Source organism: Trueperaceae bacterium, assembly GCA_036381595.1.
Taxonomy (GTDB): domain Bacteria; phylum Deinococcota; class Deinococci; order Deinococcales; family Trueperaceae; genus DASVCN01.
In genome coordinates this window covers 1-26,807 of record DASVCN010000035.1, presented here as the reverse complement: position 1 = coordinate 26,807, position 26,807 = coordinate 1, and the positions used below count along the sequence as shown (strand labels likewise).

At 62.6% G+C, this 26,807-nt stretch carries 19 protein-coding genes; 10 read left to right on the top strand and 9 right to left on the bottom strand.

Going from position 1 to position 26,807, the window contains the following annotated elements:
* Positions 1-22 precede the first annotated feature (22 nt).
* From VF168_12480 to VF168_12465, 4 genes are all read left to right on the top strand, one after another.
* Complete coding sequence (locus VF168_12480) at positions 23-2,413, top strand: excinuclease ABC subunit UvrA (protein HEX7004993.1); 2,391 nt, start codon at positions 23-25, stop codon at positions 2,411-2,413.
* Between the two features lie 191 nt (positions 2,414-2,604).
* Positions 2,605-5,025, top strand: a complete 2,421-nt coding sequence (locus VF168_12475) for an ExeM/NucH family extracellular endonuclease (GenBank protein HEX7004992.1) — start codon at positions 2,605-2,607, stop codon at positions 5,023-5,025.
* 113 nt (positions 5,026-5,138) lie between these two features.
* Positions 5,139-5,576, top strand: a complete 438-nt coding sequence (locus VF168_12470) for a hypothetical protein (GenBank protein HEX7004991.1) — start codon at positions 5,139-5,141, stop codon at positions 5,574-5,576.
* 61 nt (positions 5,577-5,637) lie between these two features.
* Positions 5,638-6,426 carry a class I SAM-dependent methyltransferase gene (locus VF168_12465; GenBank protein HEX7004990.1) on the top strand — a complete coding sequence of 263 codons (789 nt, stop codon included), beginning with the start codon at positions 5,638-5,640 and terminating at the stop codon, positions 6,424-6,426.
* Positions 6,427-6,434: 8 nt separating this feature from the next.
* Here the strand turns inward: VF168_12465 and VF168_12460 are convergent, their stop codons facing one another.
* The 5 genes from VF168_12460 to ectA all read right to left on the bottom strand — a co-directional run bounded on the left by VF168_12460 (position 6,435) and on the right by ectA (position 11,420).
* On the bottom strand, positions 6,435-7,910 hold the full coding sequence (locus tag VF168_12460; GenBank protein HEX7004989.1) for an aspartate kinase: 1,476 nt from the start codon (positions 7,908-7,910) through the stop codon (positions 6,435-6,437).
* A gap of 8 nt (positions 7,911-7,918) precedes the next feature.
* Positions 7,919-8,845 (bottom strand): ectoine hydroxylase, encoded by a 927-nt coding sequence (gene thpD, locus VF168_12455; GenBank protein ID HEX7004988.1) that lies wholly within the window; start codon positions 8,843-8,845, stop codon positions 7,919-7,921.
* 95 nt (positions 8,846-8,940) lie between these two features.
* On the bottom strand, positions 8,941-9,336 hold the full coding sequence (locus VF168_12450) for an ectoine synthase (protein HEX7004987.1): 396 nt from the start codon (positions 9,334-9,336) through the stop codon (positions 8,941-8,943).
* Positions 9,333-10,625 carry a diaminobutyrate--2-oxoglutarate transaminase gene (gene ectB, locus VF168_12445; GenBank protein ID HEX7004986.1) on the bottom strand — a complete coding sequence of 431 codons (1,293 nt, stop codon included), beginning with the start codon at positions 10,623-10,625 and terminating at the stop codon, positions 9,333-9,335. The genes VF168_12450 and ectB overlap by 4 nt, the downstream gene beginning before the upstream one ends.
* 294 nt (positions 10,626-10,919) lie before the next feature.
* The gene (ectA, locus tag VF168_12440; GenBank protein HEX7004985.1) at positions 10,920-11,420 is read right to left on the bottom strand and encodes a diaminobutyrate acetyltransferase; all 501 of its coding nucleotides are present in this window, start codon (positions 11,418-11,420) and stop codon (positions 10,920-10,922) included.
* A 232-nt stretch (positions 11,421-11,652) separates the two neighbouring features.
* Between ectA and VF168_12435 the strand changes: the two genes are divergently transcribed.
* A complete protein-coding gene (locus VF168_12435) occupies positions 11,653-12,129 on the top strand; it encodes a MarR family winged helix-turn-helix transcriptional regulator (protein ID HEX7004984.1) in 477 nt (158 codons plus the stop codon).
* A gap of 108 nt (positions 12,130-12,237) precedes the next feature.
* Here the strand turns inward: VF168_12435 and VF168_12430 are convergent, their stop codons facing one another.
* Positions 12,238-12,657, bottom strand: a complete 420-nt coding sequence (locus VF168_12430) for a hypothetical protein (GenBank protein ID HEX7004983.1) — start codon at positions 12,655-12,657, stop codon at positions 12,238-12,240.
* Positions 12,658-12,933: 276 nt separating this feature from the next.
* Here VF168_12430 and VF168_12425 point away from each other — a divergent pair, with 276 nt between their 5' ends.
* From VF168_12425 to VF168_12415, 3 genes are all read left to right on the top strand, one after another.
* Entirely contained in the window at positions 12,934-13,902 is a 969-nt protein-coding gene (locus tag VF168_12425; protein HEX7004982.1) for a LysR family transcriptional regulator, read from the top strand.
* Between the two features lie 266 nt (positions 13,903-14,168).
* Positions 14,169-15,917: a hypothetical protein gene (locus VF168_12420; protein ID HEX7004981.1), complete on the top strand. Its 1,749-nt coding sequence runs from the start codon at positions 14,169-14,171 to the stop codon at positions 15,915-15,917.
* Between the two features lie 88 nt (positions 15,918-16,005).
* Positions 16,006-18,591 (top strand): tetratricopeptide repeat protein, encoded by a 2,586-nt coding sequence (locus VF168_12415; GenBank protein HEX7004980.1) that lies wholly within the window; start codon positions 16,006-16,008, stop codon positions 18,589-18,591.
* A gap of 95 nt (positions 18,592-18,686) precedes the next feature.
* Here the strand turns inward: VF168_12415 and VF168_12410 are convergent, their stop codons facing one another.
* Complete coding sequence (locus VF168_12410; GenBank protein ID HEX7004979.1) at positions 18,687-19,670, bottom strand: hypothetical protein; 984 nt, start codon at positions 19,668-19,670, stop codon at positions 18,687-18,689.
* A gap of 878 nt (positions 19,671-20,548) precedes the next feature.
* Between VF168_12410 and VF168_12405 the strand changes: the two genes are divergently transcribed.
* Positions 20,549-21,529 carry an ATP-binding protein gene (locus VF168_12405; protein ID HEX7004978.1) on the top strand — a complete coding sequence of 327 codons (981 nt, stop codon included), beginning with the start codon at positions 20,549-20,551 and terminating at the stop codon, positions 21,527-21,529.
* Between the two features lie 2 nt (positions 21,530-21,531).
* Positions 21,532-23,994 carry a S8 family peptidase gene (locus tag VF168_12400; protein HEX7004977.1) on the top strand — a complete coding sequence of 821 codons (2,463 nt, stop codon included), beginning with the start codon at positions 21,532-21,534 and terminating at the stop codon, positions 23,992-23,994.
* Between the two features lie 124 nt (positions 23,995-24,118).
* On the opposite strand, the gene VF168_12395 is transcribed toward VF168_12400, so the two are convergent.
* The gene (locus VF168_12395) at positions 24,119-25,321 is read right to left on the bottom strand and encodes a GIY-YIG nuclease family protein (protein ID HEX7004976.1); all 1,203 of its coding nucleotides are present in this window, start codon (positions 25,319-25,321) and stop codon (positions 24,119-24,121) included.
* Between the two features lie 5 nt (positions 25,322-25,326).
* Positions 25,327-26,807, bottom strand: a 1,481-nt coding sequence (locus VF168_12390) for a hypothetical protein (GenBank protein ID HEX7004975.1), incomplete at its 5' end; no start/stop codon positions are given.

The following is a 26,807-nucleotide window of genomic DNA, read 5'->3' as shown; positions in this document are numbered from 1 at the left end:
GCCGATCGGAGGCGCGACACGTATGGCCGTGAAGACGGAGCCGCAGCAGGCGGCGCAGCGACAGCACACAGCCGACAGCCACGACCTGATCCGGGTCCAGGGGGCCCGGGTGAACAACCTCAAGGACGTCAGCCTCGAGATCCCGAAGCGCCGGCTCACCGTCTTCACCGGCGTCTCCGGGTCCGGGAAGAGCTCCCTCGTCTTCGGCACGATAGCCGCGGAGTCGCAGCGCCTCATCAACGAGACCTACAGCGCCTTCGTCCAAGGGTTCATGCCCGCACTGGCCAGACCCGATGTCGATGTGCTCGAAGGGCTCACCACCGCGATCATCGTCGACCAGGAGCGCATGGGCGCGAACGCCAGGTCCACGGTCGGCACGGCGACCGACGCCAACGCGTTGCTTCGCATCCTCTTCAGCCGGCTCGGTAGGCCGCACATAGGCCCGCCGCAGGCGTTCTCGTTCAACGTCGCCTCGGTGAGCGGGAAGGGGGCCGTAACGATCGAGCGCGCCGACGGGAAGAAGGTGGAGGCGCGCAGCTTCTCCGTCACCGGCGGCATGTGTCCCCGTTGCGAAGGGATGGGGACCGTGAGCCACATCGACGTCGCCCAGCTGTTCGACGAGAGCAAGTCGCTCAACGAAGGAGCCATCACCATCCCCGGCTATAAGGCCGGGGGCTGGTCGGTTCGCTACTTCACCGAGTCAGGGTTCCTGGACCCCGACAAACCGATCCGCGACTACAGCGAGAAGGAGCTGCACGACTTCCTCTATCGCGAACCCGTCAAGGTGAAGATCAACAACATCAACATCACCTATGAGGGTCTCATCCCGCGCATCCAGAAGTCGTTCCTCTCGAAGGACAAGGAAGCGATGCAGCCCCACATCCGCGAGTTCGTGGAGCGGGCCGTGAAGTTCACGACCTGTCCGGAGTGCGGTGGCACCCGACTCAACGAGGGGGCCCGCTCGTCGAAGATCGAGGGCATCAGCATCGCCGACGCCTGCGCGATGCAGATAAGCGACCTTGCCCGGTGGGTGCGAGGGCTAAAGGAGCCCTCGGTGGCCCCTCTGCTCGAGAGCCTCCGCGATACCCTCGACTCGTTCGTTCAGATCGGCCTGGGCTACCTCTCCCTCGACCGGCCGTCGGGCACCCTGTCGGGTGGCGAAGCGCAGCGCACCAAGATGATCCGCCACCTGGGCTCGTCGCTGACGGACGTTACCTACGTCTTCGACGAACCCACCGGGGGCCTGCACCCGCACGACATCCAGCGGATGAACGAGCTGCTGCTGCAGCTGCGCGACAAGGGCAATACGGTCCTGGTCGTGGAGCACAAGCCCGAAGTCATCGCCATCGCCGACCACATCGTCGATCTGGGTCCTGGCGCCGGCGCCGCCGGCGGCGAAGTGGTGTTCGAGGGAACGCTGGACGGCTTGCGAAAGAGCGGGACGCTCACCGGGCGCCACCTCGACGACCGCGCTGCCCTGAAGTCCGGGGTGAGGAAGGCCAAGGGCGCGCTTCAGGTACGCGGGGCCACGACACACAACCTCAAGGATGTCGACGTCGATATCCCGCTGGGAGTGCTCGTGGTCGTGACCGGCGTGGCCGGTTCGGGCAAGAGTTCGCTGATCCACGGCTCGGTGGCGGGACGTGACGGGGTGGAAGCGATCGACCAGGGTGCGATAAAGGGCTCGCGCCGCAGCAACCCCGCGACCTACACCGGGCTCCTCGACCACATCCGCAAGGCGTTCGCCAAGGCGAACGGTGTCAAGGCGTCGCTCTTCAGTCCCAACTCCGAGGGCGCCTGCCCCAACTGCAACGGTGCCGGCGTCATCTACACCGACCTCGCGATGATGGCAGGGGTCGCCGTGACCTGCGAAGTGTGCGAAGGGAAGCGCTTCCAGGCAGAGGTGCTGGAGTACGAACTGGGCGGCAGAGACATCAGCGAGGTGCTGGCGATGCCGATCGTCGAAGCGGCGGAGTTCTTCGCGTCCGGTGAAGCGAAGGTGCCGGCCGCCAGGAAGATCCTCGACCGGCTGGTGGACGTTGGCCTCGGTTACCTCTCTCTGGGCCAGCCGCTCACCACCCTCTCGGGCGGCGAAAGGCAACGACTGAAGCTGGCGACGCACCTGGGTGAGAAGGGTGGGGTCTACATCCTCGACGAACCAACCACCGGACTCCACCTCGCCGATGTGGAACAGCTCCTGAAGATGCTCGACAGGCTGGTCGATTCGGGCAAGTCGGTGATCGTCATCGAGCACCACCAGGCGGTGATGGCGCACGCCGACTGGCTCATCGACCTCGGTCCCGGGGCCGGCCACGAAGGGGGCCGGGTCGTTTTCGAGGGCACCCCGGCGGATCTCGTCGCAGCCCGCTCGACCCTTACCGGCGAGCATCTGGCGGAGTACGTGGGCAAGTGACGCACTATCGCGATACGCGTTCGCGAACGACGAGCTTCGCCAGGTACGGTACGCACCGAGCTTCCGGCCAGAGGCAGCACCCTCAGGCTGCGCTCGCCGGCGCCTTCATCTCTCACTCATCGAGCTGCACTCCATCGTAAAGTAGGCCAAACCCAAATTGGCCTTCGATGGGGGGTCCGAGAGAGGTGTTCGTGCGTCGACTCGCAGTATCCGTTTGGTGCTTCCTGCTGGTGGTTCTAGCTGGCTGTTCACGGCAGCAACTTCCGGAACCCGCTACCTTCTCGACACAGAGCTCGCACATAACGAGCGAGCTCTACTTCAGCGAGTACGTCGAGGGAAGCGACAACAACAAGGCCCTGGAGATCTACAACGGCACGCTTGACGATGTGCCGCTCTCCGAATACCGGGTGGAGATCTACTACAACGGCAATTCGGATCCGGGCCGCACGGTCGACCTCAAGGGCGTCCTCGCGGCTGGCGACGCCTTCGTCGTAGCCACAGTCGACGCTGGACCGGAGATCCTCGCGCTGGCCGATCTGACCGGAGGCTGCTGCTGGTTCAATGGGGACGACGCGATCGTCCTGCGACGCGGCGACGCGGTTGCGGATGCGATCGGCCAGGTCGGCGTCGACCCCGGCGAGGTTTGGGGGAACGAGCAGATCGGCACAGCCGAGTTGACGCTACGTCGCAACCCGAACGTCTGCGTGGGGGACACGGACGCTTACGGAGCTTTCGATCCTGCACTCCAGTGGGCTGCCGTCGCTCGCGACACCTTCGACGGGCTGGGTACTCATGAAGAGAAATGCGTTGCCGCTGATCGTGCGGCGTCGCCCGAACCGCAACCGGAACCCGATCCCGTGGGGACAATACCGATCTACGAGATACAAGGCGCGGGCGAGTCGAGCCCATTGGACGGGTCCGAGGTCACGATCCAGGGAGTCGTGGCAGGCGACTTCCAGGAGTACGGCTCCCTGGGCGGATTCTTCGTTCAGGACCTGGAAGGGGACGGCCTCGAGGATACTTCCGACGGTATCTTCGTCTATCACTACGACACAGACGTCGAGGTGGGTGACCTCGTCGAGGTCCGAGGAAGGGTCGACGAGTACCACGGGCTTACCGAGCTCACCGATGTAGAAATGGTCGAAGTCAGCGGCAAAGCTTCCGCGGAAGCCACTGTCGTCACCCTCCCGCTCCAGGAGGGCAGCGGTTGGGAGCGTTACGAGGGGATGCTCGTCGAGTTGAAGTCGGCGAGCGGACCTCTGGTGGCGACGGAGGTCTACCACCTCGGCCGAGGCGGCCTCGTCATGCTGGCGGACGAACGGCTAGTTCAGTACACCCAGGCGAACCTGCCCTCAGAGGCGGGCTACGAGGAGCACCGCGAGTCGCTCGAACGGAGGACGATCCTCCTCGACGACGGTTCTCTCGATCAGAACCCGGATCCCATCCGTTACTCGGCGACCGGCGACGAACTGACGGCCCATGACACTCTGCGCGTTGGCGACACGACGTCTTCGGTAATAGGCGTGATCACCTACAGCTGGAGCGGCGAGGGTTGGTACGGAACCGACGCCTACCGGATCCACCCCACCGAGGCGGTCGATTTCACTCCTGCCAACCCCCGGCCGAACCAGGTCCCCGACGTTGGCGGCGACCTGCAGGTGGCCAGCTTCAACGTCCTCAACTTCTTCAACGGTGACGGTCACGGCGGCGGGTTCCCCACTCCCCGGGGCGCTGATAACGAGTTCGAACTCGAGCGGCAACTCGACAAGCTGATCGCAGCGATCGTGCCACTCGACGCCGAGGTTCTGGGGCTCATCGAGATAGAGAACGACGCCGGCTCCCAGAGCGCTCTCGCCGACCTCGTCCGAAGGCTCAACAACGAGCTCGACGGCCAGAACAGGTACGACTACATCGAGACGGGCGTCATCGGAACCGACGAGATCAGGGTCGCGCTCATCTACCAACCCGCAGAAGTAAGCCCTGCTGGCCACTATCGCGTGCTCACCAGCGAAGTGGACCCGCGCTTCGTGGACACGAAGAACCGCCCGGCGCTGGCGCAGACGTTCGTCGCGGAGGACTCCGGGGCCCGGTTCACGGTGATCGTCAACCACCTCAAGAGCAAGGGGAGCTCGTGCGCCGACCTGGGCGACGCGGACACGGGCGACGGTCAGGGCAACTGCAACGAGACACGAACCGCAGCGGCCGAAGCCCTGGCTGACTGGGCCGAGCAGCTCGCGGAGGAAGCAGAGGACCCGGACGTCCTGATCATGGGTGACCTCAACTCGTACGCGATGGAGGATCCGATCCGGGTGCTGGTGAGCTCAGGTTTCGAGGACCTTCTCGAGCCCGACGAGTTCACCTACGTGTTCTCGGGTGAGAGCGGCACCCTCGACCACGCTCTGGCAACTCCCGGCCTGGCAGACCAGGTGACCGACGCGGCGGTGTGGCGGATCAACACCGAGGAGCCGAGCGTCCTCGACTACGACGCCGACTACAAGTCCGATCGGCACGTCGAGTTGCTCTACGACGACTCACCGTTCCGCTCGTCCGACCACGATCCGGTGATCATCGGCCTGGACCTAGAGCCACCCAGGGGACGGGGCATCAGGTAGCCTGACGCGTTAGTGCAGGTAGCGAGCCGGCCTCGTGCGGCCGGCTCGCTCTTTTCGTCCAGCAGGTCAACTGCGCCGCCGCGGCCGCCGGTATAGCCGTATGCTCGGAAGTCATGGAGTTGTCCAACGCAGCCTCCATGAAGGAGGTGGCCGAACTCCTCCTCGCCGCGCGAGGGAGGATCGACTTCTACTGGAACTTCTATCTGGCGGTGGTCGTCGCGGTCGTCGGTTGGCTACTGTCTCGCAAGTCGGCCCTTACGATGTCGACGAAGGTCCTGGTCACGGTCGTATACCTGGTCGCGGCTTCCATGAACCTGATGGGTCTGGTCGCCTCATACGCACTGGCCGAGGCGCTGCGCGAAGACCTGCTGACCATCGAATCCACTCACCAGCTGGCGAACACTCGGCTGCTGCTCGAAGAGTACTCGTACCTGCCGCAGAGGTCGGTCGCGTTGGCGGTACACCTGCTCGTTGCCGCGATGATCCTCTATATCGTCTGGTCGGGCCGCTCGTTCGGACGTGTCCGCGGGCCTACGGATTCTTCCGCCTGACTCTCAGGAGACCGATTCGTAAGAGTTCCTGTCTCCTCGACGAGCTATCATCTGCGAACTGATGAGCGACGCCGAACTAGCGAAGTATTACGAGGTCGACCACGACGAGGCGCAGCGCCTCAGGCGCGGTCCTGGACAGCTCGAGTACGCCCGCACCGTCGAACTGCTCAGCAGATTCCTTCCCTCTCCGCCGGCGAAGGTGATCGATGTTGGAGGTGGCACCGGCGTCTACTCGGGCTGGTTGGCCGGGAAGGGTTACGAAGTCGAACTGGTCGACCCGGTCCCCTCCCACGTTGACGCCGCCCGCGACGAAGGCAGTTTCGCCTCGATGGTGGGGGACGCCAGAGCTCTCGATGCGCCCGACGACTCGTTCGATGCGGCCCTGCTCCTGGGACCCCTCTACCACCTGCGGTCGAAGGCGGACCGCATCTCGGCCCTGAAGGAGGCCCGCCGGGTCGTGCGGAGCGGCGGGTTCGTGTGCGTCGCATTCATCTCGCGGAGCAGCGTCTTCTTCGACGCCTTCCTGAACGACTGGGCACAGAACCGGGGTGCGCTAGAGATGATGGCCGACGTAGCTCGCAACGGTCTCACCGAGCGACGGTCAGGGTTCGGCGCCGTCTCCTACTTCCACTCGACTGAAGAGGCCCGATTTGAGCTCGTGGAATCGGGCCTGACGGTGGTGCAGCTGGTAGGGATCGAAGGGCCCGCCTGGCTCAGCTGCGAGTTCGATGCTCGCTGGCAAGATGCGGCCTGGCAGGAAGTTGCCCTGGCAGCGGCGAGGGCGGCCGAGGCCGACTCGGAGCTGACCAACTCCAGCGCCCACCTGCTGGGGCTGTGCCGCAACCCCTGATCGTCGGCTCAGGAGGCCAGGGCCAGCTCGGGAAGAACCTCGGCCCGGCCCGAGTCGATGAACTCCGAGTGGAGGACGGCCACTGCACGCTCCCGCTCTTCGAGCGCCACCAGGAACTGGACATCGACGGCGCGTCCGGTCTCCTGCACCGAGATCGGTTCGATGCCGTGTTCTTCGAGGGCGACCAGCGCTCGACGCATGATCCTCAGCCCGCGAAGGTCACGCCCGATGACTGACACCATCGCTGATCGTCGGGCGGTGATCCGGGCCGTGGGGTAACGCTCGCCCAGGTCGTGTTCCGCCCGCCTGATCGCCTTGGCAGGCGCTTCGAGGTGGTGGACTATCGAGTTCGCGTTGGATACTTTCGAGACGATCCTGACGTGATGGCGGGTGAGCACCTCGAGGATGGTGGCGTCGTAGCCCTTCACTCCCACCATGTCCTGCTCCAGCAGTTCGAGCGTGGTGACGGGCAGGCCGGTAACTATCTCGACGCCCGCCTCGTGGGCCGGCTCGGCGTCGATGAGGGTGCCGGGGTCGTGCGGTTCGAAGGCGTTGGCGACACGTAGCGGAACCTCGGCCTGGCGCAGCTTCTTGGCGGCCTGCGGATGGATGGCCTCCATGCCCATGTTGGACAGCTGGTCGGCGACGTCGTAGTTCGTGCGGCCGATCTTGCGCACTCGGTCGGCGCCCACCAGCCGGGGGTCGGCGCTGGAGAGGTGGAACTCCTTGTGGATGATCGCCTCGCGCGCCCGAGTCATGGCCGCGATGGTCGCGAAGGTAACCTCCGAGTAACCGCGGTCGAACTCGCGCATCAGCCCCTCCCGGCACTGGGCGTAGCCGGTGACGATCGGCAGCTCGTGCTCGAGGTCCACCCGGGCGAACGCGGTTCCGATGCGTTCCTCCAGCTCCGGTTGGCTCTCGTCGCGCCAGCCGGTCAGGTCGATGAGGCGGGCGTTGACGCCGTGGCGGCGGAGCAGCAGGACGAGGTTGTTCGCCGAGTGAGCTTCGCCGAGGGCCGAAAGCATCTCGCGGACGGTGGGCATGTGCTCGGCCAGCCGGAAGTGACCGTAGGAGCAGAGCCTCTGCAGGTCGATGAGGCAGCTTCGCACGCCCTCGATTCGCCCCTTTACGAAGTCGTCGGCGGCGTGCAGGTCGGCGGCGTCTTCGAACATCCACTCGTTGATGTCGCGCATCGCCCTGCCTACCGAGCTGAGCGCGTTCATCCACTCGGCCTCGTTGTCGCCGTCGGCGAACAGACCGTATACGCCGGGCTCGCCGGTCTTCTTGCCTTCGAGCAGCCTGTCGGTCATGCCGCCGAAGGCCGAGACGACGAAGATCCGCCGGTAGAGTTCGCTACCGCTACTGCTGCCGATGAGGATCGAGTCGAGCAGTTCACTAGCCCGACTCATGCAGGTACCGCCGATCTTCTCCACCGTATGATTGCCGATCTGGTCCATGCTCACTTCCGGGGGTCTCTTCATCATCAGGTCGGTCAAAGCAGGTTGCCGGAGGCGACCTCGACCGCCTGCGGCTCTCCCTGCTGAGCGAGGAAGTCGGGGCGCGCCTTCTTGGCGCCGAACGGCTCCTCGAGCTGATTCGACATCGCGTTGAAGACGAAGAAGGCGTTCGAGCGCGGGAACGGCGTGATGTTGCCGTTCGAACCGTGCATGGTGTTGCAGTCGAAGAGGAGGAGGGTGCCAGCCTTGCCGGTTGCGGCTGTGATGCCATGCTGGGAGGCGAGCTTGCTCAGGGCGTCGTGCGACGGGACGCCCACTTCCTGCTTCTTGAGCGACGACTTGTGGTTGTCCTCCGGTGTCTCGCCGGCGCAGGCGATGAAGTGCTGGTGCGAGCCGGGCATGAGCATGAGGGCACCGTTGAGCGCGCTGTTGTCGGTGAGCAGCAGCGAGGCAGAGATGGCCCGCATCCGGGGCATGCCGTCCTCGGCGTGCCAGGTCTCGAAGTCGGAGTGCCAGTAGAACTCCTTGCCGGTGAAGCCTGGCTTGTAGTTGAGGCGGGACTGATGCACGTAGACGTCCTCGCCGAGCAGGAAGCTGACCGCTCCGGCTATCCGGCTGTCGCGAGCCAGCCGCTCGAAGAGCGGGCTCTGCTCGGGCAGCTTGAAGACTGTACGCACCTCCTCCGAACCGGGTTCGGTGACGACGCTGCCCGCCTCCAGGTCCCGCTCTCCGCTGCGCAGTGCGGCCGATTCGGAGATGAGCGCCTTCACTTCCTCATGCGTGAAGAGGTCTTCCAGGACCAGGAAGCCATCACGCTCGAACCTTTCGGTCTGCTGCCGAGAGAGGGGCGCTCCCGCGTGCCAGTCGCTGGAAACTGTCGGGTCGTGGCGGGGGAGCCACTGCTCCTCCGGAAGCCGGGTCGGGTAGAGATCTTCTCTTCGTTCTGTTGCGATCGCGCTCATGGGCTCTCCTTCCTGGTCGATCTCGCGGGCCGAACCTGGGGGTCGATTCCGCTGGGGTGGGCGTCTTGCTTCGCCTTCGGTCGGTCGCGTCCGATTCAGGCCTCTTCGGCCTCGAGGGCGTACGACCCGTCGTCCTGATGGACCTCGTTGCCGGTGACCGGCGGATTGAAAACGCAGGCCATGACCATGGGGCGGTCGTGGGCCCGCAGGATGTGGCGGTCGTGCTGGTCCAGGGCGTATACGACGCCGGGTCTTATCGCATGCGTCTCGCCCGTCGCCAGGTCCTCGATCGAACCCTCACCCTCGATGCAGTAGACGCTCTCGAGGTGGTTCTTGTAGTGCATCGGTAGGTCGGCGCCCGCGTGGATGGTCGTTATGTGGAAGCTGAAGCCCATGCCGTCCGACTTGAGCAGCAACCGGACGCTGTCCCAGCCGTCCGAGAAGACGTGCCGCTCACCATTCTTCGCTTCGTTCAGGTCGCGCACGATCATGAGGGCACAGCCACCTTCGTGGGCTCGGCGAGTTCGGCTACCGCGTTCTCGAGGATGTCGAGCCCACGCGCGAAGGTGGCCTCGTCGATGTTCAGGGGCGCGAGTACCTTCACGACCTCGTCGCGGGAGCCGGAGGTCTCGATGACCAGGCCGTTCTCGAAGCATCGAGCACACACCCGCGCCGCCAACTCGCCGGAACCCACGTCGATTCCCAGCATCATCCCTCTGCCCTTGAGCCTGGACTCGGGCAGGCGATCGGCGATCCTCGACAAGCGCTGCTTCAGATAGGCGGCTCGCTCGCCGATCGTCCGCTGGAAGCTGCCGTCGGACCAGTACTTCTCGAGAGCGACCCGGGCAGTGATGAAGGCGTGGTTGTTACCCCGGAAGGTGCCGTTGTGCTCGGCCGGGCCGAACACGTCGAACTCGGGCTTGACCAGCAGAGTGGCGAGGGGCAAGCCCAGGCCCGACAGTGACTTGGCCATGGTGACGATGTCGGGTTCGACGCCCATCTCCTCGAAGGAGAAGAACGTTCCGGTGCGCCCTACGCCTGCCTGGATGTCGTCGATGATCAACAGGGCGCCGTTCTCCCGGGCGATCTCGGCCACGCGCCGCACCCATTCGGGCGAGGCTGCGTTCAGGCCCCCCTCCCCCTGGACCGTTTCGAGGATGATCGCGGCGGGAGGCTCGATCCCGCTGGCCGGCTCGTTCAGCAGACGCTCGAGCAGGTCGGCGCTGTCGACGTCCTCTCCGAGCGACCCGTCGAACGGCATCCTGGTCACCCCGCTCAGCGGCAAGCCGGCGCCGCCACGGTGGTAGAGGTTACCGGTGGCCGCGAGAGCCCCCAGCGTTACGCCGTGAAAACCGTTCGTGAAGGCTACGACGTTCGTCCTCCCGGTGGCTTTGCGCGCCAGTTTGAGGGCTGCCTCGACCGCGTTCGCCCCGGTGGGGCCCATGAACATGAGCCGGTGATCCATCGAGCGAGGTCGGAGGATGAGACGCTCGAACGCCTCGAGGAAGGCCGACTTGGCGGCGGTGTGCATGTCGAGTCCATGAGCGATCCCGTCGGCGGCCAGGTAGTCGCTCAGGGCGCGCTTCATGTCGGGATCGTTGTGGCCGTAGTTCAGGGATGAGCAACCGGCCAGGAAGTCGATGTAGTCGCGGCCGTCGGAGCCGGTGAGGACCGAGCCCCTGGCCCTTTCGAAGATGGTCGGGAAGGAGCGGCTGTAGCTCCGGGCGGCGGATTCGCGCCGCTCGAATATGCTCTTGTCTTGTCGGGTCGCAGTCGTCATTCGGGTCCCTTCGGGTCGGTCGTTCGTTCTTGACAGACGAATCGGATGGGGGGCCGGCTCTCGTACGGTTCGAGGTGGTGCTCGGGCGGCGCTGGGGGACGGTGCTCAGGGCGCGCGCTGGGGGACGGTGGTCACTCGGCGCTGCTCCCGTGGCGGTGGTCAGGGGGGTGCTCACGGGGCCGTGCTCACGCGGCGCTGCTCACTCGGCGCTGCTCAGGCGGCGCTGCTCAGGCGGCGCTACTCACGTGACGGTGCTCAGGGGGCTGCGCTCAGGGGGCTGCGCTCCGGCGATGCTCAAGCGGCGCTGCGAGCGGCGAGCGGCAGAGCGATCGTCACCATGTGCTCGGTCTGATGGGCACCGTCGAAATGGTCGTTCTTACGGAAGTAGGCTTCGCTGGTGAGCTCGCCACCCTGCTTCCTGGCGAAGGAGCGGAAGAGCGCCCAACTCGCGTCGTTGTCGGGGGTGATGGTGGTCTTGAGTCGACGAACATTGGAGCAGGAATCGCGCTCGAGCAGCGCGGCCAGCATCCTCCCGGCGATTCCCTGGCCCTGGGCGCTCTCGTCCACGGCTACCTGCCACACGAAGACGGTTTCGGGATCGTCTGGCATCAGGTAAGCGGACACCCAGCCGACGAGCCGCCCGTCCATCTCCCGCTCGGCCGCCACGCACGTGTCGGCGAAGTGATCGCACTGAAGCAGGTTGCAGTAGATCGAGTTCTCGTCGAGCGGTTCGCACGACCTGATCAGTCGCCATACGTCGGCGCCGTCGTCGGTGCGGGGGGCCCGGAATCTCACCTGGCCCGGCAGTCGTCGTACAGGTTGTAGTTGGCTGGTGGGCAACGGTTGCCTCCTCCCGTGCGACACAAATACTACGATAGACGAAAGATATCCTAGCATCGTGGCTTACAGTCCGCGCGGTTGCATCATGCGGAGCGGCTGATAATCGCCCCCGCGGCGGCAATTATTCTTCGTCTATCGAATCATTTACATCTGGTATAAAGGAGCATCCCGCGTCGAAGGGCGGTTGATGGAAGACCGGACTCAGACCAGCCTCATCGCGCTCCGGCGCATCCTCAGAGCGACCGAACTGAACGCCCGGCAACTGGCGCGCGCCACCGGGCTCACCACACCGCAACTGATCGTCCTCGAGATAGTTGCCGCAGCCGGGCGGCTCACCCCCAAAGAGATCGCGTCCAGGGCCGGCGTGGGTCAGGCCACCGTAACGTCGCTGGTCGGCAAACTGGAGTCGCGCGGGCTCGTCACCCGCAGGCGGGCAGAGGAGGACCGGCGAGCGATCTGGGTCGCGCCGACGCCCGACGGCCTCCGCCTCCTCGAGACCGCACCCGACCCCCTGCAGCGAACCTTCTCCGAGCAGTTCGAGCAGCTACCCGACTGGGAGCAGGCGATGATAGTCGCCGCCCTGGAGAAGGTGGGCGCGATGCTCAACGCCGGAGCGATCGACGCCTCTCCGCTGTTGGATGTGGGGGCGGTGGATCGGAAGTAGCGGGAACGCAGCGGACTACCGCGCGGAAGCCAGTAGGAGTGAGCATGCCGCGTTCGAATAGCTCCCTCCGGGCCAACAGTTGCAGGGCGAAACGGAAACGATCCGGTTTCAACGCCCTTCGCTCAACCGCTCAAGTTGGGTCACCAATGCGGCTTGGCGCTGCTCTACGCCGGCCAGGAACTCGGCGTTGGCGTCGCCGCTGCGGATGACTTCATTGAGGATGGCGATCTGACGGCTTACGCGTGCGGCAGCGCGGCTACGGCCGTCCTCGATCAGCAGCTGCTGACGAGCGACGAGGTCGATCACCCTTGGTCGACCAACTCTTTCGGGTGCCATCAGACCCTGACCGAGCCGGTCCAACGCATCGAGCTCCTGGCGCACCGCCTCCCGCTGGTGATCAACGGCGACCTGTTGTCCCGCCGCGAAGCCGGCTTCTGCGTGCCCGAGGTCGCCGCCCAATGCGACTATGACGCCGATGAACAGGAGGGGGATGACGACGGAAAGGATCTGGGGCGGATCGGCGGACAAATAAGAGGCAGAGAACCCCTTCCTCGCTGATGCCCTCCGCCCACTGCGCCCAGGGTCAAAGCCGTTCTCTTCGAGCGCAGCGCAGGAAGTGGCAGGTCGACGGAGAGATGAGCTGGGTGCTCCTGAGGTTGGTTTCTGGTGCTTCCACATTTCGCTGCTCCTTCGTTCCCGTATGGAACTCCTCGTTCCCCAATCGGGACCGGCCCTTTCGGCCTCGAGAAAACGGTAGGCCCCTGCCTCGCTTGCCAGCAACGTTCCCCGCTGATAGCCTGTATCGTGGCCATAGAGAAAACCTATAGTCGCGAGTTGACGCTGGCACAACTGCGCGCCTGCCTCGCCGTCGCCCGGACGGGTAGCTTCTCGGCAGCGGCCCTCGATCTCGACATGTCGCAGGCCTCGGTCAGCTACGCAGTGGCGCAAGCCGAGCAAGCTCTGGGCTTGAAACTCTTCCGCCGCGGGGCATTCGGAGCCCGACTGACGGACGAGGGTGAACGCATCCGGAAGCAGGCGGTCAAGCTGCTTCGGACCGAAGAAGTCCTACTCCAGGAAGCGGAGCTCATGAAGGGGACTCTCTCGGGTGTGGTACGAGTAGCAGGATTCCCCAGCATCGCTCAATACCTGCTCCCGCCGGTCATGAAACGACTGCGGGAGAGCCACCCCGGACTGGAAATACGGCCCGTGGAAGTCGATACCGACTCGGGAGATGTGCTCCTCAACTCCATGGATGTGCTCCGGGCCCTCGAAGCCGGACAAGCAGAGTTGGGCCTGGTCGTGGCGAAACTATCCGATGAGTTCATCCATTGGAAACTGTTCGACGACCCGTTCGTAGTCTGCATCCCGGCAGCACTCGACCGCGACGAACTGACGTGGGAAGACCTACGGGAGTTACCGGTGATCGCCTACGGCAAGGACTGGCGGGACGGCTGCGTGTTGGGCGTGAAGTACGTTCTCGAAATGTACGGGGCGACCGAACCTGCCTACCAGGCTCAGGAGACCGGAATGATCCTGAACATGATCGCTCAAGGCCTGGGCTTCAGCGTGCTGCCGAAGCTCACGCTCGATACCCTGCCTAAGGGTGTAGCTGCGGTGAGCCTGAAGGTTCCTCGTGCCAGGACCGCCAGCATTGCCGTTCCTCCCGAACTACTGGGCGCCCCCACGGTAAAGCAGGTGCTGACCCTGTTGCGAGCGCGCTTGCCGAACAGCGAACTACCTCCGTTCAGCGCCTTGTCCACTATCCCGGGCTGAACCTAGATCCCTCCGTCGGCGTACCCGTAGCGTGCGCGACGTACGGTCATCTCAGCCATCTTGTGGCGACTGACATGCTTCGAGTACTGCCCGTTTCAAGTGGCGGCCCCGGACGTTAACCGACTTTTAACCCCCCATATTCTCCAATGACCCGTTGCCCGCCAGCCGGTTACGGCTCGGCTTAGCCCGAGGGCTCAGCCGAGCGCCCGGATGGACCGCCGGCGTGACGCGGGGGAATCGGGCGCCGCACCGGAGCGGAGGAGTAGATGGCCCAACGCATCAGGTATCTCGTCTCATTACTCGTCCTGATCGCCCTGACGGCATGCGGCGGTCAGGGAGGGGGGCCGCTCGGCGAGCGGCCCGTTCTGACCCCCCCTACCACTCAAGTGCTGGACGAGGGTGAGCGCAACTCGTTGGTCGCCGTCGAAGCCGATGGCACTCTCCTCTTCTCGGTAGCACCGTCGTTGGAGGCAGGCGATGTAGTAGTGAGCGAGCCAACCGCCGCAGCGCCCCACGGACTGTTGCGCAAGGTGACGGCGGTCCGCGAGGAGGGCGGCATGTTCGTGGTCGAGACCGATGGCGCCGAGCTGCGAGACGCCGTGCACCAGGGCAGTCTGGAGGTCCACCTGGAGCTCGATCCCGCCGATATTGCCTCTTCCACGGCCCTTCACTCGGGGATCGAGCTGCAGAGCCTGGGTTACCAGCTGAACACCGACTTCGGAACGGGCGGACTCTTGCGGGCAACCGGTTCGCTGCAGATCGATCCCGTAATAGATCTGTCTATCGACATCGGCTGCGACGACACCGTTTTCGGAGTGTGCGCCGAGATCCCGGACCTGAACGTGCACGTCGAGGTGGGGCTCAACGAGACCGCCAACCTCAGCCTGGAGGGCGACGAGGATCTCGAGTTCGACGCGGAGTATGGCGTAGCGACCCACAACTTCGAACCGATCACCTTCTTCATCGGCCCGGTCCCCGTCGTCCTGACGCCGCGGCTCGAGATCTACCTGACCGCGCAAGGCTCCCTCACGGCAACGCTCTCTTTCGAGGTGGACCAGGAGATCGGTCTGGCAGCTGGCTTCGAATACAACTCCGACGACGGCTTCTCCGACTTGTCGCGTAACGATTCCAGCTTCGACTCCAGCGGTGTGGACTTCAGTGGTGACGTGAGCGCCGAAGTGGCGGCCGGCGCTCGCTTCGAGATCAGGCTCTACGGGGTCATCGGCCCATACGGGTCTCTGGAGGCCGGAGCTAGTCTGGCAGCGAGCCAGGAGGGGCTTGTTGGATCCGGAGGGACGTTATGGCAATTAAAAGGCTGCCTCGCCGGCTCCGTGGGGATCAGCTCTGTGGACGTTCTCGACCTGGATTACGAGAAGGAACTGTTCGATCTGTGCGCTGCCGTGGCGAGCGAAACGAACGACCCGCCTACCGTCGTGCTCGCGGCACCCGGCCCTGGTACTCAAATCTTCGTCGGTGAAGCCGTAACACTCAGCGCACTGGTCGACGATCGCGACGGACAGACGGTGAGCTGCGACTGGGAATCCAGCCGGGCAGGCGATTCGTTGCCGAGTGGCTGCGAGGGCAAGGGGACTTTCGGTACTACCGGCAGCCGGACGCTCACAGTGACCGCCAGCGACCCCACGGGAGAGACGGACACCGACTCGGTCACCATCGAAGTAGAGCCGCTGCCCGACATCCTCGTCACCATAACCAACCCAGAGGACGGTACGGCACTGGGTAACGGCGACCCCATCACACTGAGCGGCTCGGCCAGTGGCGGGAGCGGGCCCTACGACTACGTCTGGTATCTCCACCACCCGACCGATGACAGCGGCAACGGCGGGGACGTTTACCAGATAGGTACGGCGGCGAGCATCGAGTGGGGTCCGAACGACACCCTGGGCACCATCGACTGCCGAACCTTCGACTGGGCTCGCCTCGAGCTGGAGGCAACCGACGAGAACGGCTTCGAAGGCAGCCGATCGGTGATGATCACCATCAGCAACATCTGCTGAGGGCCGAGGGAGAACCCACGGTCCCAGCTGGGCGGCACCGGGGCCCGGAGATGGCCGAGCGCGACTTGGCGCTACAATCGGCCCAACTATGTTCCTGCGCACGCTGGGCGGGGCGCGACTGGAGGGAGTTCGGCTCACTCGACCCAAATCGCTCCTGCTCCTCGCCTACCTGGCTGTCGAGGGCCCACAGAAACGGCGCAACCTCGCGGAGCTGTTCTGGCCTCAGGCAAGCAACTACCTGAGGAGCCTCAACGTTGCGCTTGCTCAGGTGAGGAGCGTCACTCCTAGTGCTGTTGGCGCGGACCGGTACGAAGTCTGGACCGAACTGGAGAGCGATGTCGGTCAGCTACTGGTCGCAATCGAAGGAGGAGACCTCGAAGCTGCCCTCGCACTGTACGGCGGACCTTTCCTCGATGGGCTCGGTTCCCGCGGACTGGGCACGGAGCTGGAGGAGTGGATCTTCGATACGAGGGAACGGCTGGCTCTGACACTGAAGGGCGCCCTGCTCGCGAGGAGCACCGCCCTCACTACCTCATCTCCAGATGTCGCGAGCCGCTTACTGGCGATAGCCGGGCAGATGGGCGCGACCTTCCTCGACTCGATCCCCCACAACCTCGTCCCGCGCGCCGACTCGTTCGTGGGACGAGCTGCCGAACTGGCCCACCTCGACCGGTTGCTGCACTCGTCCGAGACCCGCTTGGTGACCCTGGTCGGGCCGGGCGGCGCAGGCAAGACGAGGCTCGCGGAGGAGGCGGCGGCCCGGGTTCTGGCGAGAGGCGCGTTCAGGGATGGTGTCCTTCTGGTCCCGGTAGAGGCCGTACCGGACGCCACCGCGCTCCCCGCTCGCCTCGCCAACCATCTGGGAGTGACGCCCCCTCGAGGTCAAGAGGCCTTCGAGCGACTCTGCGCTAACCTCCGGGACCGGAAGATGCTGGTCGTTCTGGACAACTTCGAGCACCTCATCGATGCAGGGCCGCAACTGACCGCGCTCCTTACCTGCTGTCCCAACCTTCATCTGCTGGTAACCTCTCGCGAGCGACTCAACCTGACGGCCGAGGTGATCGTGCCGCTGGCAGGGCTACCGCACTCTCTCGCTCCGGGCATCGGAAGCGGCAATGGCGCGCGGGAGGACAGCCGTAGCGCTTCACGGGGCTCGGCATCCGGAACGCAGAGCGGAACGGCTGCGGGTGGGGATGCGGTCGAGCTCTTCCTGACGCGAGCGTCGCAGGTAACCCCCGGTTTCGAGGCGGATCCCGCCTCGCTCCAGCTCGTCACGAGGATATGTCGGCTGGTCGGAGGACTCCCGCTGGCGCTGGAGTTGGCCGCGAGCTGGCTTCGGGTACTACCGCTCGATCAGATCGCCAGCGCCCTCGCGCTCGCTCCCGAGACTCTTACCTCTCCCCTTCGCGACATCCCTGAGCGGCACCGGAGCTTCCACGACGTCTTCGACGGCACCTGGCGGCTGCTTGACGACGCCGAACGGATCACCGCCCTCCGGCTGTCGATCCTCGCCGACACCTGGGGACTCGATGCCGCGTGGGAGGTGGCGGGGGCTTCGGGCGCCCATCTTCGTCGCCTCGTCGACAAGTCGGTAGTCCAGCCGAGGGAGGCGGGCCGCTTCACCTTCCATCCGCTCGTACGAGGTTTTCTGGCCGAGCGGCTGAGCGAAGAGGGCGATGAGGCAGATGGTGTAAGGGAGAGACACGCGAGGCACTATCTGAGCCTCATCGAGAACCTGGTGGGCTCACGGATGTTCGAGGCCGACCATCGCGCCGCACTGGACACCCTGGAGGCCGAACTGTCCAACGTCGTGGCGGCCTGGCACTGGGTCCTGCAGCGGAACGCCCTCTCCACGGCGCACCTCCCTGCGATCGCCTTCGGCCTGCAGGAATTCTTCGACAGGCGAGGCCGCTACGCCGAGGGCAGCGACTTCTTCCGCCGATCCCAAGACGTCTTGCGAGCACAGCTGGACGTGCGGAGCGAGGCAACGGAAGTGGCCGGTGACTGCGAACGGCTCGAGAACGTCCTGGGGAATGTGCTCGTGAATGGCGCCTATCTCGATTTGCGACTGGGACGCCTGGAGCAGGCGGAACGGAAGGCGATGGAAGGTCTCGAGACCTTGGCACACGGCGACATGTGGGGGACGATCACCGGTCACTATGCTCTCGGCCTGATCGCTCTCGAGTCGAGAGAGTTAAGGCGGGCAGAGGAGCTCCTCGAGAGATCGCTGGCGCTCGCACGCCAGATCGACTCGCCGTTCGGCCGAGCGGGCGTCAACAGCCTCCTGCGTACCTTGGCGAAGGTGCACGTCGCACGGGGCAAGCCCGACCCGGCCAGGCGGCTATTCGAGGAAGCGCTCGAGCGCAGCCGTCGGCAGGAGAACGAGATAAACGTCGTTCGCGTACTCATCGACCTAGCATCGTTGCACCGCAGCGAGGGCGACAACGACAGGGCACAGCTACTGGTGCAGGAATCTCTCGACCGAGCCGAACGCGCCGTACTGCGCGACCAGCTCCCGCGCGGACAACTGCTCCTGGCCGAACTCAACCTCGAGCGGGGCGACCTCAGGGAGGGTCGTAAGCTGCTGTCCGCTGTCCTATCATCTGCCCAGGAGTTCCGCGATCCGCAACTCGATGCTCGAGCAGCCGAGCTATTGGGAGCAATAGAAGGCTAGGCAGCCAACGATCTAGTCAATTCTGAAGGAGAACCAGGGAAGATCTTCCATGGTGCGACCAAGGGCAGGTCGTTCGACATCCTTCGGGACGAGGGCTACTCCACAGGTGGCAGCGTGTCGTCATAGCGGAGCAACCGACCGCCCTGAGGGTCGCAAACCCAGGCGTGGCCCATACCGTCGGCCACGGCGCAGTGCGCCCCCTGTGTGACTGGGACCCGCGCCAGGACCTCGAGCCTGCCGGAGGGTGTCACACCGACCACTGCCATCGAGCCACTCTCCTGAGCAGGAGCATATAGATGGGCGAGGCCGGAGTCATAGCCGATCACGTCCACCCCAACGCCTACATCGACCTCACCTACCACTTCACCATCGTTACTCAGATCCATGGCGGTGACACGGCCCTCATTGCAGCCGGCGAAGAGCAGGCCGAGACCCTCATCGAGGGCGATACCTCGCGATCCTTCGCAGCCATTCCGCCAGCTCGCGATGATCTCGTGGCTCGCAAGGTCGATAGCGACCGTCCGGCCGGCCCACTCGTGCGTATAGGCCCGTCCACCGGCCTCATCGATGACTAGAGACTCGGGACCGCCCGCGACCCGGATAATCAGCTTAGGGACAGGATTGAGTTCGTCGACCGTTGGCGCCGAGAAGACCTCGATCTGCTCGGCGTCGGGCTCGGTCACCCAGAGCTCTGAGGTAGCAGCAACGTAGCGGACGTAATCGGGGGGTGCCGCAAGGTCGACGCCGGCCAGTATCCGGCCGCGTTCGGGATCGATGACGTCGAGCTGCTGAGCTGTGCGGTCGATCGCGTAGAGCATGCCGCCGCCGAAGTCAGCCGACGTGACCCCTTCGCCATGACCACCCCGGTAGGCCTGGGCACCTTCAAACCCGCCGATCGTAGTGACCTCGCCCGTTCCAGGGTCGAGCAGGAACAGAAGGCCGGTCTGACCGCCTGGAACCAGCACCCGCTCGAGGTCCTCCGCATAGCGAAGGTCGTCGAAGCCGACCCCGCCCGAGCCTGCGGGAAGCTCGATTGCTGGAAGCGGGGACGGTCCGCCTTGGGCAAGAACAAGACTCATGGAGAACAACAGCAGTTGCTCGAGACCTAGGAATCCGATCCTTCCCGTGCATCTCATCGTCCTGCACCTCTCCCGAGCCGCCGCTGGCCTCGTCTACCTGCCGCCTGCTTTCCTTTGCACAGGCCCCACGGATGTATCACTAGGCGCTTTACTCACGCTTGCCGCCCGCGCCTTGGAATCGGAGTTGCAGCGGTGACTCATGACGGCCTCAGCTAGGCTAGGGCATTGCCCCGAATGAGAACCGTATTCGATTTCTAGAACGGATGACCCTGGTGAAGTCGTTCGGGGTGAAGTTGCCGGCCTGTCCCAGCACCTGCTTTCACCGCCGGGCGGGTCGAGCACCTCCCGGAATCGCGGCGTTTATTCGATCAAGTCGCAGCTTTGCCCGGCGTTGCATCTCAGAGGGTAGTCGACGGGAGTAGCGGCCAGTGAAGAGACGTTCTCGCCTTCCAAACTATCGTCAGACTACTGTCAAATCAAGAAAGTCAGAAACGGCGAGGAAGTTCGCCCTCGCCGCTCTCTCGTCCCTCACGTTGTTTCTCTTGCTGGGCGGTACTGGATTTGAACCAGTGACCCCTCGCGTGTGAATCAAGGTTTAGACATCCCTTGTTGTGCCGCCATGTTCCCAGACTCTGTCGTAGACCTTACTTACGGCTCGTAGCCCTCCGAAGGACCGACCGCAAGCAGCCCCAAGCTTCTGAGGTAGTGGCAGCAGAACTGGCAGCAACATCTAACCCAGCGGGACAGGCGACAAAGGTGACACTGCTCCCTGATGAGGCAAGGTGGCGCCGGGCACGAGCGCCCTTAGGGCAGCGTGACAAGACTGCCCGCCGAAACCACCCCACATCTTCGATTCTCTGTCACGGGTAGACTGCATTGTGGCGACTGCCCAACAGCTAATCGCTCTAGTAAAGAGCTACGTTGAAGGGAACGAAGATAAGTTTCTTTCCGTAGCCATGCAAGCCGCCGCCAAGGAAGCCCGCCAGGGTCACGGCAAGGTGGCTCAACAGCTTCGGGATCTTGTAGACAAAGCGAAACAGGAGCAGAGTGCGCTTGTACGGCGGGCAGGTGTCCACCCGACGCCCGTACTACGGGATGAACTTGCAACCTTGCTCTCCGTGTCCTATCCAGACCACCGACTCTCTAGCATGGTCCTTGTTCCTAGCATCGAGGAGAAGCTCCTGCGAATACTCCATGAACAGAGGCAGCAGGACCGGTTGAGGTCGTTTGGCTTACAGCCTCGCCGTAAGCTCCTGTTTGTGGGACCTCCCGGCTCCGGGAAGACTATGACTGCCTCGGTCCTTGCGGGCGAACTTAGAAGGCCGCTTTTTACAATACGCCTTGACGGTGTGATAACGAAGTTCATGGGCGAAACGGCAGCTAAGCTCCGGCAAATCTTTGAGGCCATGAACCAGACCATCGGGATTTACTTGTTCGACGAGTTTGATGCAATTGGAAGCAACCGGCGCGCTCCAAACGACATTGGTGAAGTACGACGAATCCTAAACTCGTTCCTTCAGTTTCTCGAAAATGACGAGTCGCAGAGCATTATTATTGCAGCCACGAACCACCCAGATCTACTTGATCAAGCCCTCTTCCGGCGATTTGACGACCTCATTCGATATGAGTTTCCAGACTCAGAGATTTCTATCCGCATCCTCAAGTCCCACTTGACGCAGTTCAATACCGACAGTGTCGAGTGGGGGGAAATAACACAAGCAGTACAAGAATTAAGCCAAGCTGAGATTGCACGTGCAGCTGATGAAGCGGCGAAGGAGGCCGTCCTGCAGGGGCATACCGAAATAACAACCAGAGGCCTGCTTTTGGCGTTAGCGGAGAGAAGACAAGCAAACCTCTAAGCATGCCTGATGTCCCCCGCGACTTCCCCCACATCTTTTTGTCAGACCATGGAAATGCAGAACGATACTCCTCTCCGCGTGAGGGAAGACCAAGACGCCCTCCGGACCGGGTCACGGCTGAACACGCTGCTTTTCTCGAGCGGCAAATGGAGGAAGCTATAGCTGAGGCCCGTCTGCGGGCTGAACAACGCAATGCCGAGCTCACTTCAGGTGTACGAGGCCTACACCTTGAGTTCAAAGTCACGGCGGACTCCACGGAGGCTCTGGACCGACTGGAAAATAGGCCGCGGCGGATAGAACTTCTTTCCGTCCGCGCACCTGATGAGCAGGGAGATCCGTATACGGCGACAGTGTTTATCCCCGAACAAAAGGCTGACTTTTTCCTCAAACGAATACGTGAGTACCGTGACGAACAGACGCAGAGCGGGCGACCAAAGCACGAGGGGTTGGCGAATCGACTTGAAGGGGTCCGAGCGGGAACAGCTCGTTCTATTTTCACAGATGATCTTGCTTACTTTCCGGAGGGCAATCTTGCCACTTGGTGGGAAGTATGGCTGCGCGACCACTCATCTGGCAGGTTTCGAGAAGCGGCGCAGAAGCTCGATGTCCAGTTAGGCGATAGCGAGATTGTCTTTCCAGAACGAAGAGTTCTTCTCGCCTACACTAACGAGGCAACTCTCGATATTCTTCTGACCCACATCGACTCAATTGCTGAGCTACGGTTACCAAAGGACACACCAGCTTTTTTTCTGGACCTCTCAACCGTTGAACAAGCCGAATGGGCAGCAGACCTAGCGGAAAGGGCGCAACTTCAACCAGATTCGAATGTGACAATCTGCGTCCTCGACAGTGGAATAACCGTCAACCACCCTCTAATCGCCCCGTTCTTGGCACTTTCCGATACTGTTGATCCTAACTGGGGAGTCGCCGATAGCGTCTTTTGGCGGGGGCACGGAACGGGAATGGCCGGACTTGTCCTCTTTGGCGATCTCGTCGTGCCACTCGCCTCGAATCAGGCCGTGCCAGTCCACTCCACTGTGGAATCCGTGAAGTTTCTGCCCCCACAAGGCCAAAACGATCCTGTGCTTTATGCAGCAATAACGGCTGAGGCCGTTGCTCGTGCCGAGCAACGTGCGCCCAATCGAAACCGCGTAATCTGTATCGCCGTCACAAGCGATTTTCAGTCCGCGCGCGGTTCGCCGTCCTCATGGTCTGCAGGTCTTGACCAAATTAGCTTCGGTGAGGAGCACTACAAGAGATTGATACTGGTGTCAGCCGGGAACGTTGCCGACCCAGTGAACGCATACGAGTACCCGGACCGCAACGATATCGAAGAGGTTCAGAGTCCGGCTCAAGCATGGAATCCGCTGACGGTTGGGGCCTATACGGACAAGACGACGATTCAAGACCCTCAGCTTAACGGTTGGGCACCGCTGGCAAGTCTCGGCTCTCTAGGTCCTAGAAGCCGTACGTCCCTCGTCTGGATGAAACAATGGCCTATAAAGCCGGATGTGGTTTTCGAGGGGGGAAATCTGGCGACAGACGGTATAAATTTAGCACTCTCTGCCGATGACCTGTCACTTCTTAGCACCAACTTCGACCTAAGTGTCGGCCACTTTCGCCACTTCGAAGGCACGAGTCCTGCCACAGCTCTTGCATCGCGTATGGCAGCTCACCTCTGTTATTTGTACCCGCAGCATTGGCCGGAAACCACACGTGCCCTCATTGTTCACTCAGCCGAGTGGACCCCTGCAATGAGAAGTCAATTGGGCCCAAATCCGACTCAAACCCAAAAGGGCAACCTCTTGAGGCGATACGGTTATGGAGTACCTAATTTGCCACGCGCACTAAGAAGCGCTCGGAATGATTTTACGCTCGTCGTTCAGGATTCTCTTACTCCATTTAGACGACAGGATAGCGCAGTTGTCACCAACGAAATGAACGTACATCAGTTCCCCTGGCCCACTGCCATTCTAGAAGAACTAGGTGAGGCCCAGGTCGAGCTGAAGGTAACACTCTCTTACTTCATCGAACCTAATCCAGGGGAGCGTGGCTGGAGTAGAAGGCATAGATACGCCTCCCATGGCCTTCGATTCGAACTAAAGGGAATGCTTGAAGACACCCAATCGTTCCGAGAACGGATCAATCGCGCTGCTCAAGCTGATGACCCAAGCCGGGCAAGTGGACCAGGAACTACGGAAGGCGACGCTTGGTTCTTCCGTCAGGTACGGGATACGGGCTCCCTCCACTCGGATGTTTGGCGTGGAACAGCTATCGAACTAAGCCAACGGGATGCCATTGCTGTCTTCCCGGTTACGGGCTGGTGGAAAGAGAAGCGCTCGCTTGATAGATGGGGACGGACAGCCCGCTACTCGCTTCTTGTCTCAGTGCGCATCCCCGACATTGATGTCGACATATACACACCCGTTGCCAACGCCTTAAACGTTCCAGTAGAGGTTTATTAGACGGCCCTGCCATTCATCCTGCTGCACTCCCCGCCCTTAAGCGTATTTCAGCATCTGATCGTCTACGTACGTGTCAACGGCAGGCTCGTAGGGCGGCATTTCATGTTTTCGACGTATCTATCGCTCAACCCTCTAGCCGTCCCGAAACGCCGGAATTCCTTATGAGCGCCGCCTTTTCCGGGTCGTAGCCGTACTCGACGATAGTCCCGTCTTGTATTCGCTTAATCGCTTGATCTACGGCAAATAGTGGCACGAGAAACCACTCCCTAGGGACCACTAATTTACCAAAGCGGTCTGTGATCTGAATCTTGAGCCGCGCCGGCTCGAAAATGCGATGGATAAGGTTCTCAAGCTTCGTCCGATTGATATTCGCAAGCTTGTACGTAGCTACTACCTCGACATCTGCTAGGAGGAAGGTTGGATCGTATCGGGCATTTGCCAATCGTCGTTTAAGGTCGCTGCCAGTAACGCCTATCTTGTGCAGCAGATCTCGGTTGGCCACCACATCGGGGTGGTCGGAATTGCTTCTCAGGACGTAAACAGTGCCGGACGCTATGTCGTCCTCGGCTGCCTCGCCGCTGAATAGTGGACCATTTGATGACTTGATAATCCGCCTGCCGGCAGGGTCACGATGCAGGGCTCTCTGTAGTGAGCGCATGAGGAGGTTGCTTTCTGTGGCGTTGTCGTAAATGACCCTGAGTCGTGCATCTTCTCGCCCTTGAGCATTAGTGTAGACCTCACCCATGTCGGCAACGTAAGCGATCTGGCCTCCAACTATGAACCACTGCTGGGGCTGGATGGTCGCGTTTTCCTCGAAGCGGCTTGTCTCTCGTATGCCAGTGGCGAGCTCTTTTTTTACTTGGTGGAACAGGGATTTGAAGGCGTCGAAGTCCGTGCACGGCTCCCGGTTGGCAATCTCCTCGGCAGCTCGCTTCTCAGCGGTTGCTCGTACGTGTTTGAGTTGTGTGATTGACGAAGCTCCCGCCACGCCTTCGAGTTCAGAAAGTAGGTCGTCGTCGTCCAGCTCCTCTTCGGGCAGCGGTATGCCAGCGGGCTGGGCCAGGAGCCCTTGTCGGTCTAGGCCCTGGAGCAAGCCCATGTGCCCTCCAAGTGTGCGGAGCCGGTCGAGACGGATCGCGTACAGCCTTTCAAAGATGTCCAAGTGCTCGCCGTGGCGAGGCGCGTGACCATGCTCGTCAACGAAACGCTGAATCTCTTCGAACCCGGCGATAATGCGCTCTTCGAGCGGCGTTCGGCCTTCCTGCTTGGCGGGCTGCGCAAACTCGTCGAGCTCTTCCCTCAGCTGTTCCAAGTCCATATCAGCCATAGCGATCACTCATAGCGACCCTCATCTTTATATCGGACGAACGCGGCAGCTCCTTCAGCCAAGTGTTTCTCCCATGCGTCCGTAGAGCTAATGGATGGGGGCCGGCCCCTTTCGCGCTTGAAGCGCACCGCCCTGAAAGCGAGGTCCTTCGCCTCTTCCGGAGATAGTCGTGTCTTCCTTGCAGCGATGACGGCAGCCACCTGCTTGAGACTGTCTTCACTCATGGCCTTCGCAAGGATGGCGTACGCCTCGCCATATGGATTGATGCGATCAATTAGATCGATGTCCAGTTCACGAACGTCCATCGCGAACTTGCGGATGCCATCAATCAACGACGTGTTGGCCGAGGGCTCACCTGGGCTCCCGCCTGGGGTGTTCAGCACCTCCTGTTTGGCAGCTTGTGTTATCGCCAGCGCCGCCACCGCCCGCTGCCTCACAGCTTCCTGGTCCTCATCATCAAGTTCGGGGTACTTATCCTTGACGATTTTGCCCATCCGGACCACGGTGAGCTCCTCTGGCACGAGGTCCGGGTCGAAGAGGCCGCGCTCCGCGGCGGTCTTGTCCTGAAGGAAAGTCGCAATGACTTCGTTCAGGTCCTCGTCTACAATTCTCTTCGCCGCCTCGGTCTTTGGCTCAAGGAGACCTTTGATTTCGATCTGCACGCGTCCCGTCTCCTCGTCGAAGCCGACGTTAGTAGCGGCCGGGTCGTAGCAGTCGCTCCCGTAGTCGAAACCGGCATCCGGCTCGCTTTCAGGACGTTTCGGCTTGAATTCGAAACGGGGCGCCAGCACCTGCTCCATTAGCAAGCTGGCGGCAATGGCCTTGAGCGTGTCGTTGACGGCTTCAGTGACGGCTTCCTCGCTGGCGTCCGGCTCAGCTATCAAGTTGGTGAAAGTCGCCTTGGGCTTGCCCGGCGCATCACGAGTAGCCCGGCCGATAATCTGCACAATCTCCGTCAGGCTCGACCGGTACCCAACGGTAAGCGCGTGTTCGCACCAGATCCAGTCGAAGCCTTCCTTTGCCATTCCCAACGCGATGATGATATCGACGTGATCCCGGTTGTTCTTCTGTGCTGGGTCTTTCAACGCAGCAACAACACGGTCGCGCTTGTTCGGGTCATCGTCAACCAAGTCCGCGATCCTCAGGAGCCGCCCATCCGGCGTTTCGACCAACTGGAAGCCAGTCTCCGGGTCCGCTCCTTGCCATTTGCCGAGGCAATCCAAGATGTGCTCAACCTCGCGGATCTTGTCCTTAGTGCTCTCTCTTGAGTTGACGTTAGGAATATGAACAATCGTCTTCTCCGCCGGGTTAAGGACGTTCAGGATGTCGTCCACATAAGATCCGGCGTAGAAGTAGTACCCAATGTCAAGTTGCTTTAGGTACTCGTAGCCGTTGAGCTGCTCGTAGTACGTGTACGTGACCGTGTCAAATCTCGCCTCGTCTTCAGGAGCGAGAACGGCATCGGCGTCCCCACGGAAGTAGGACC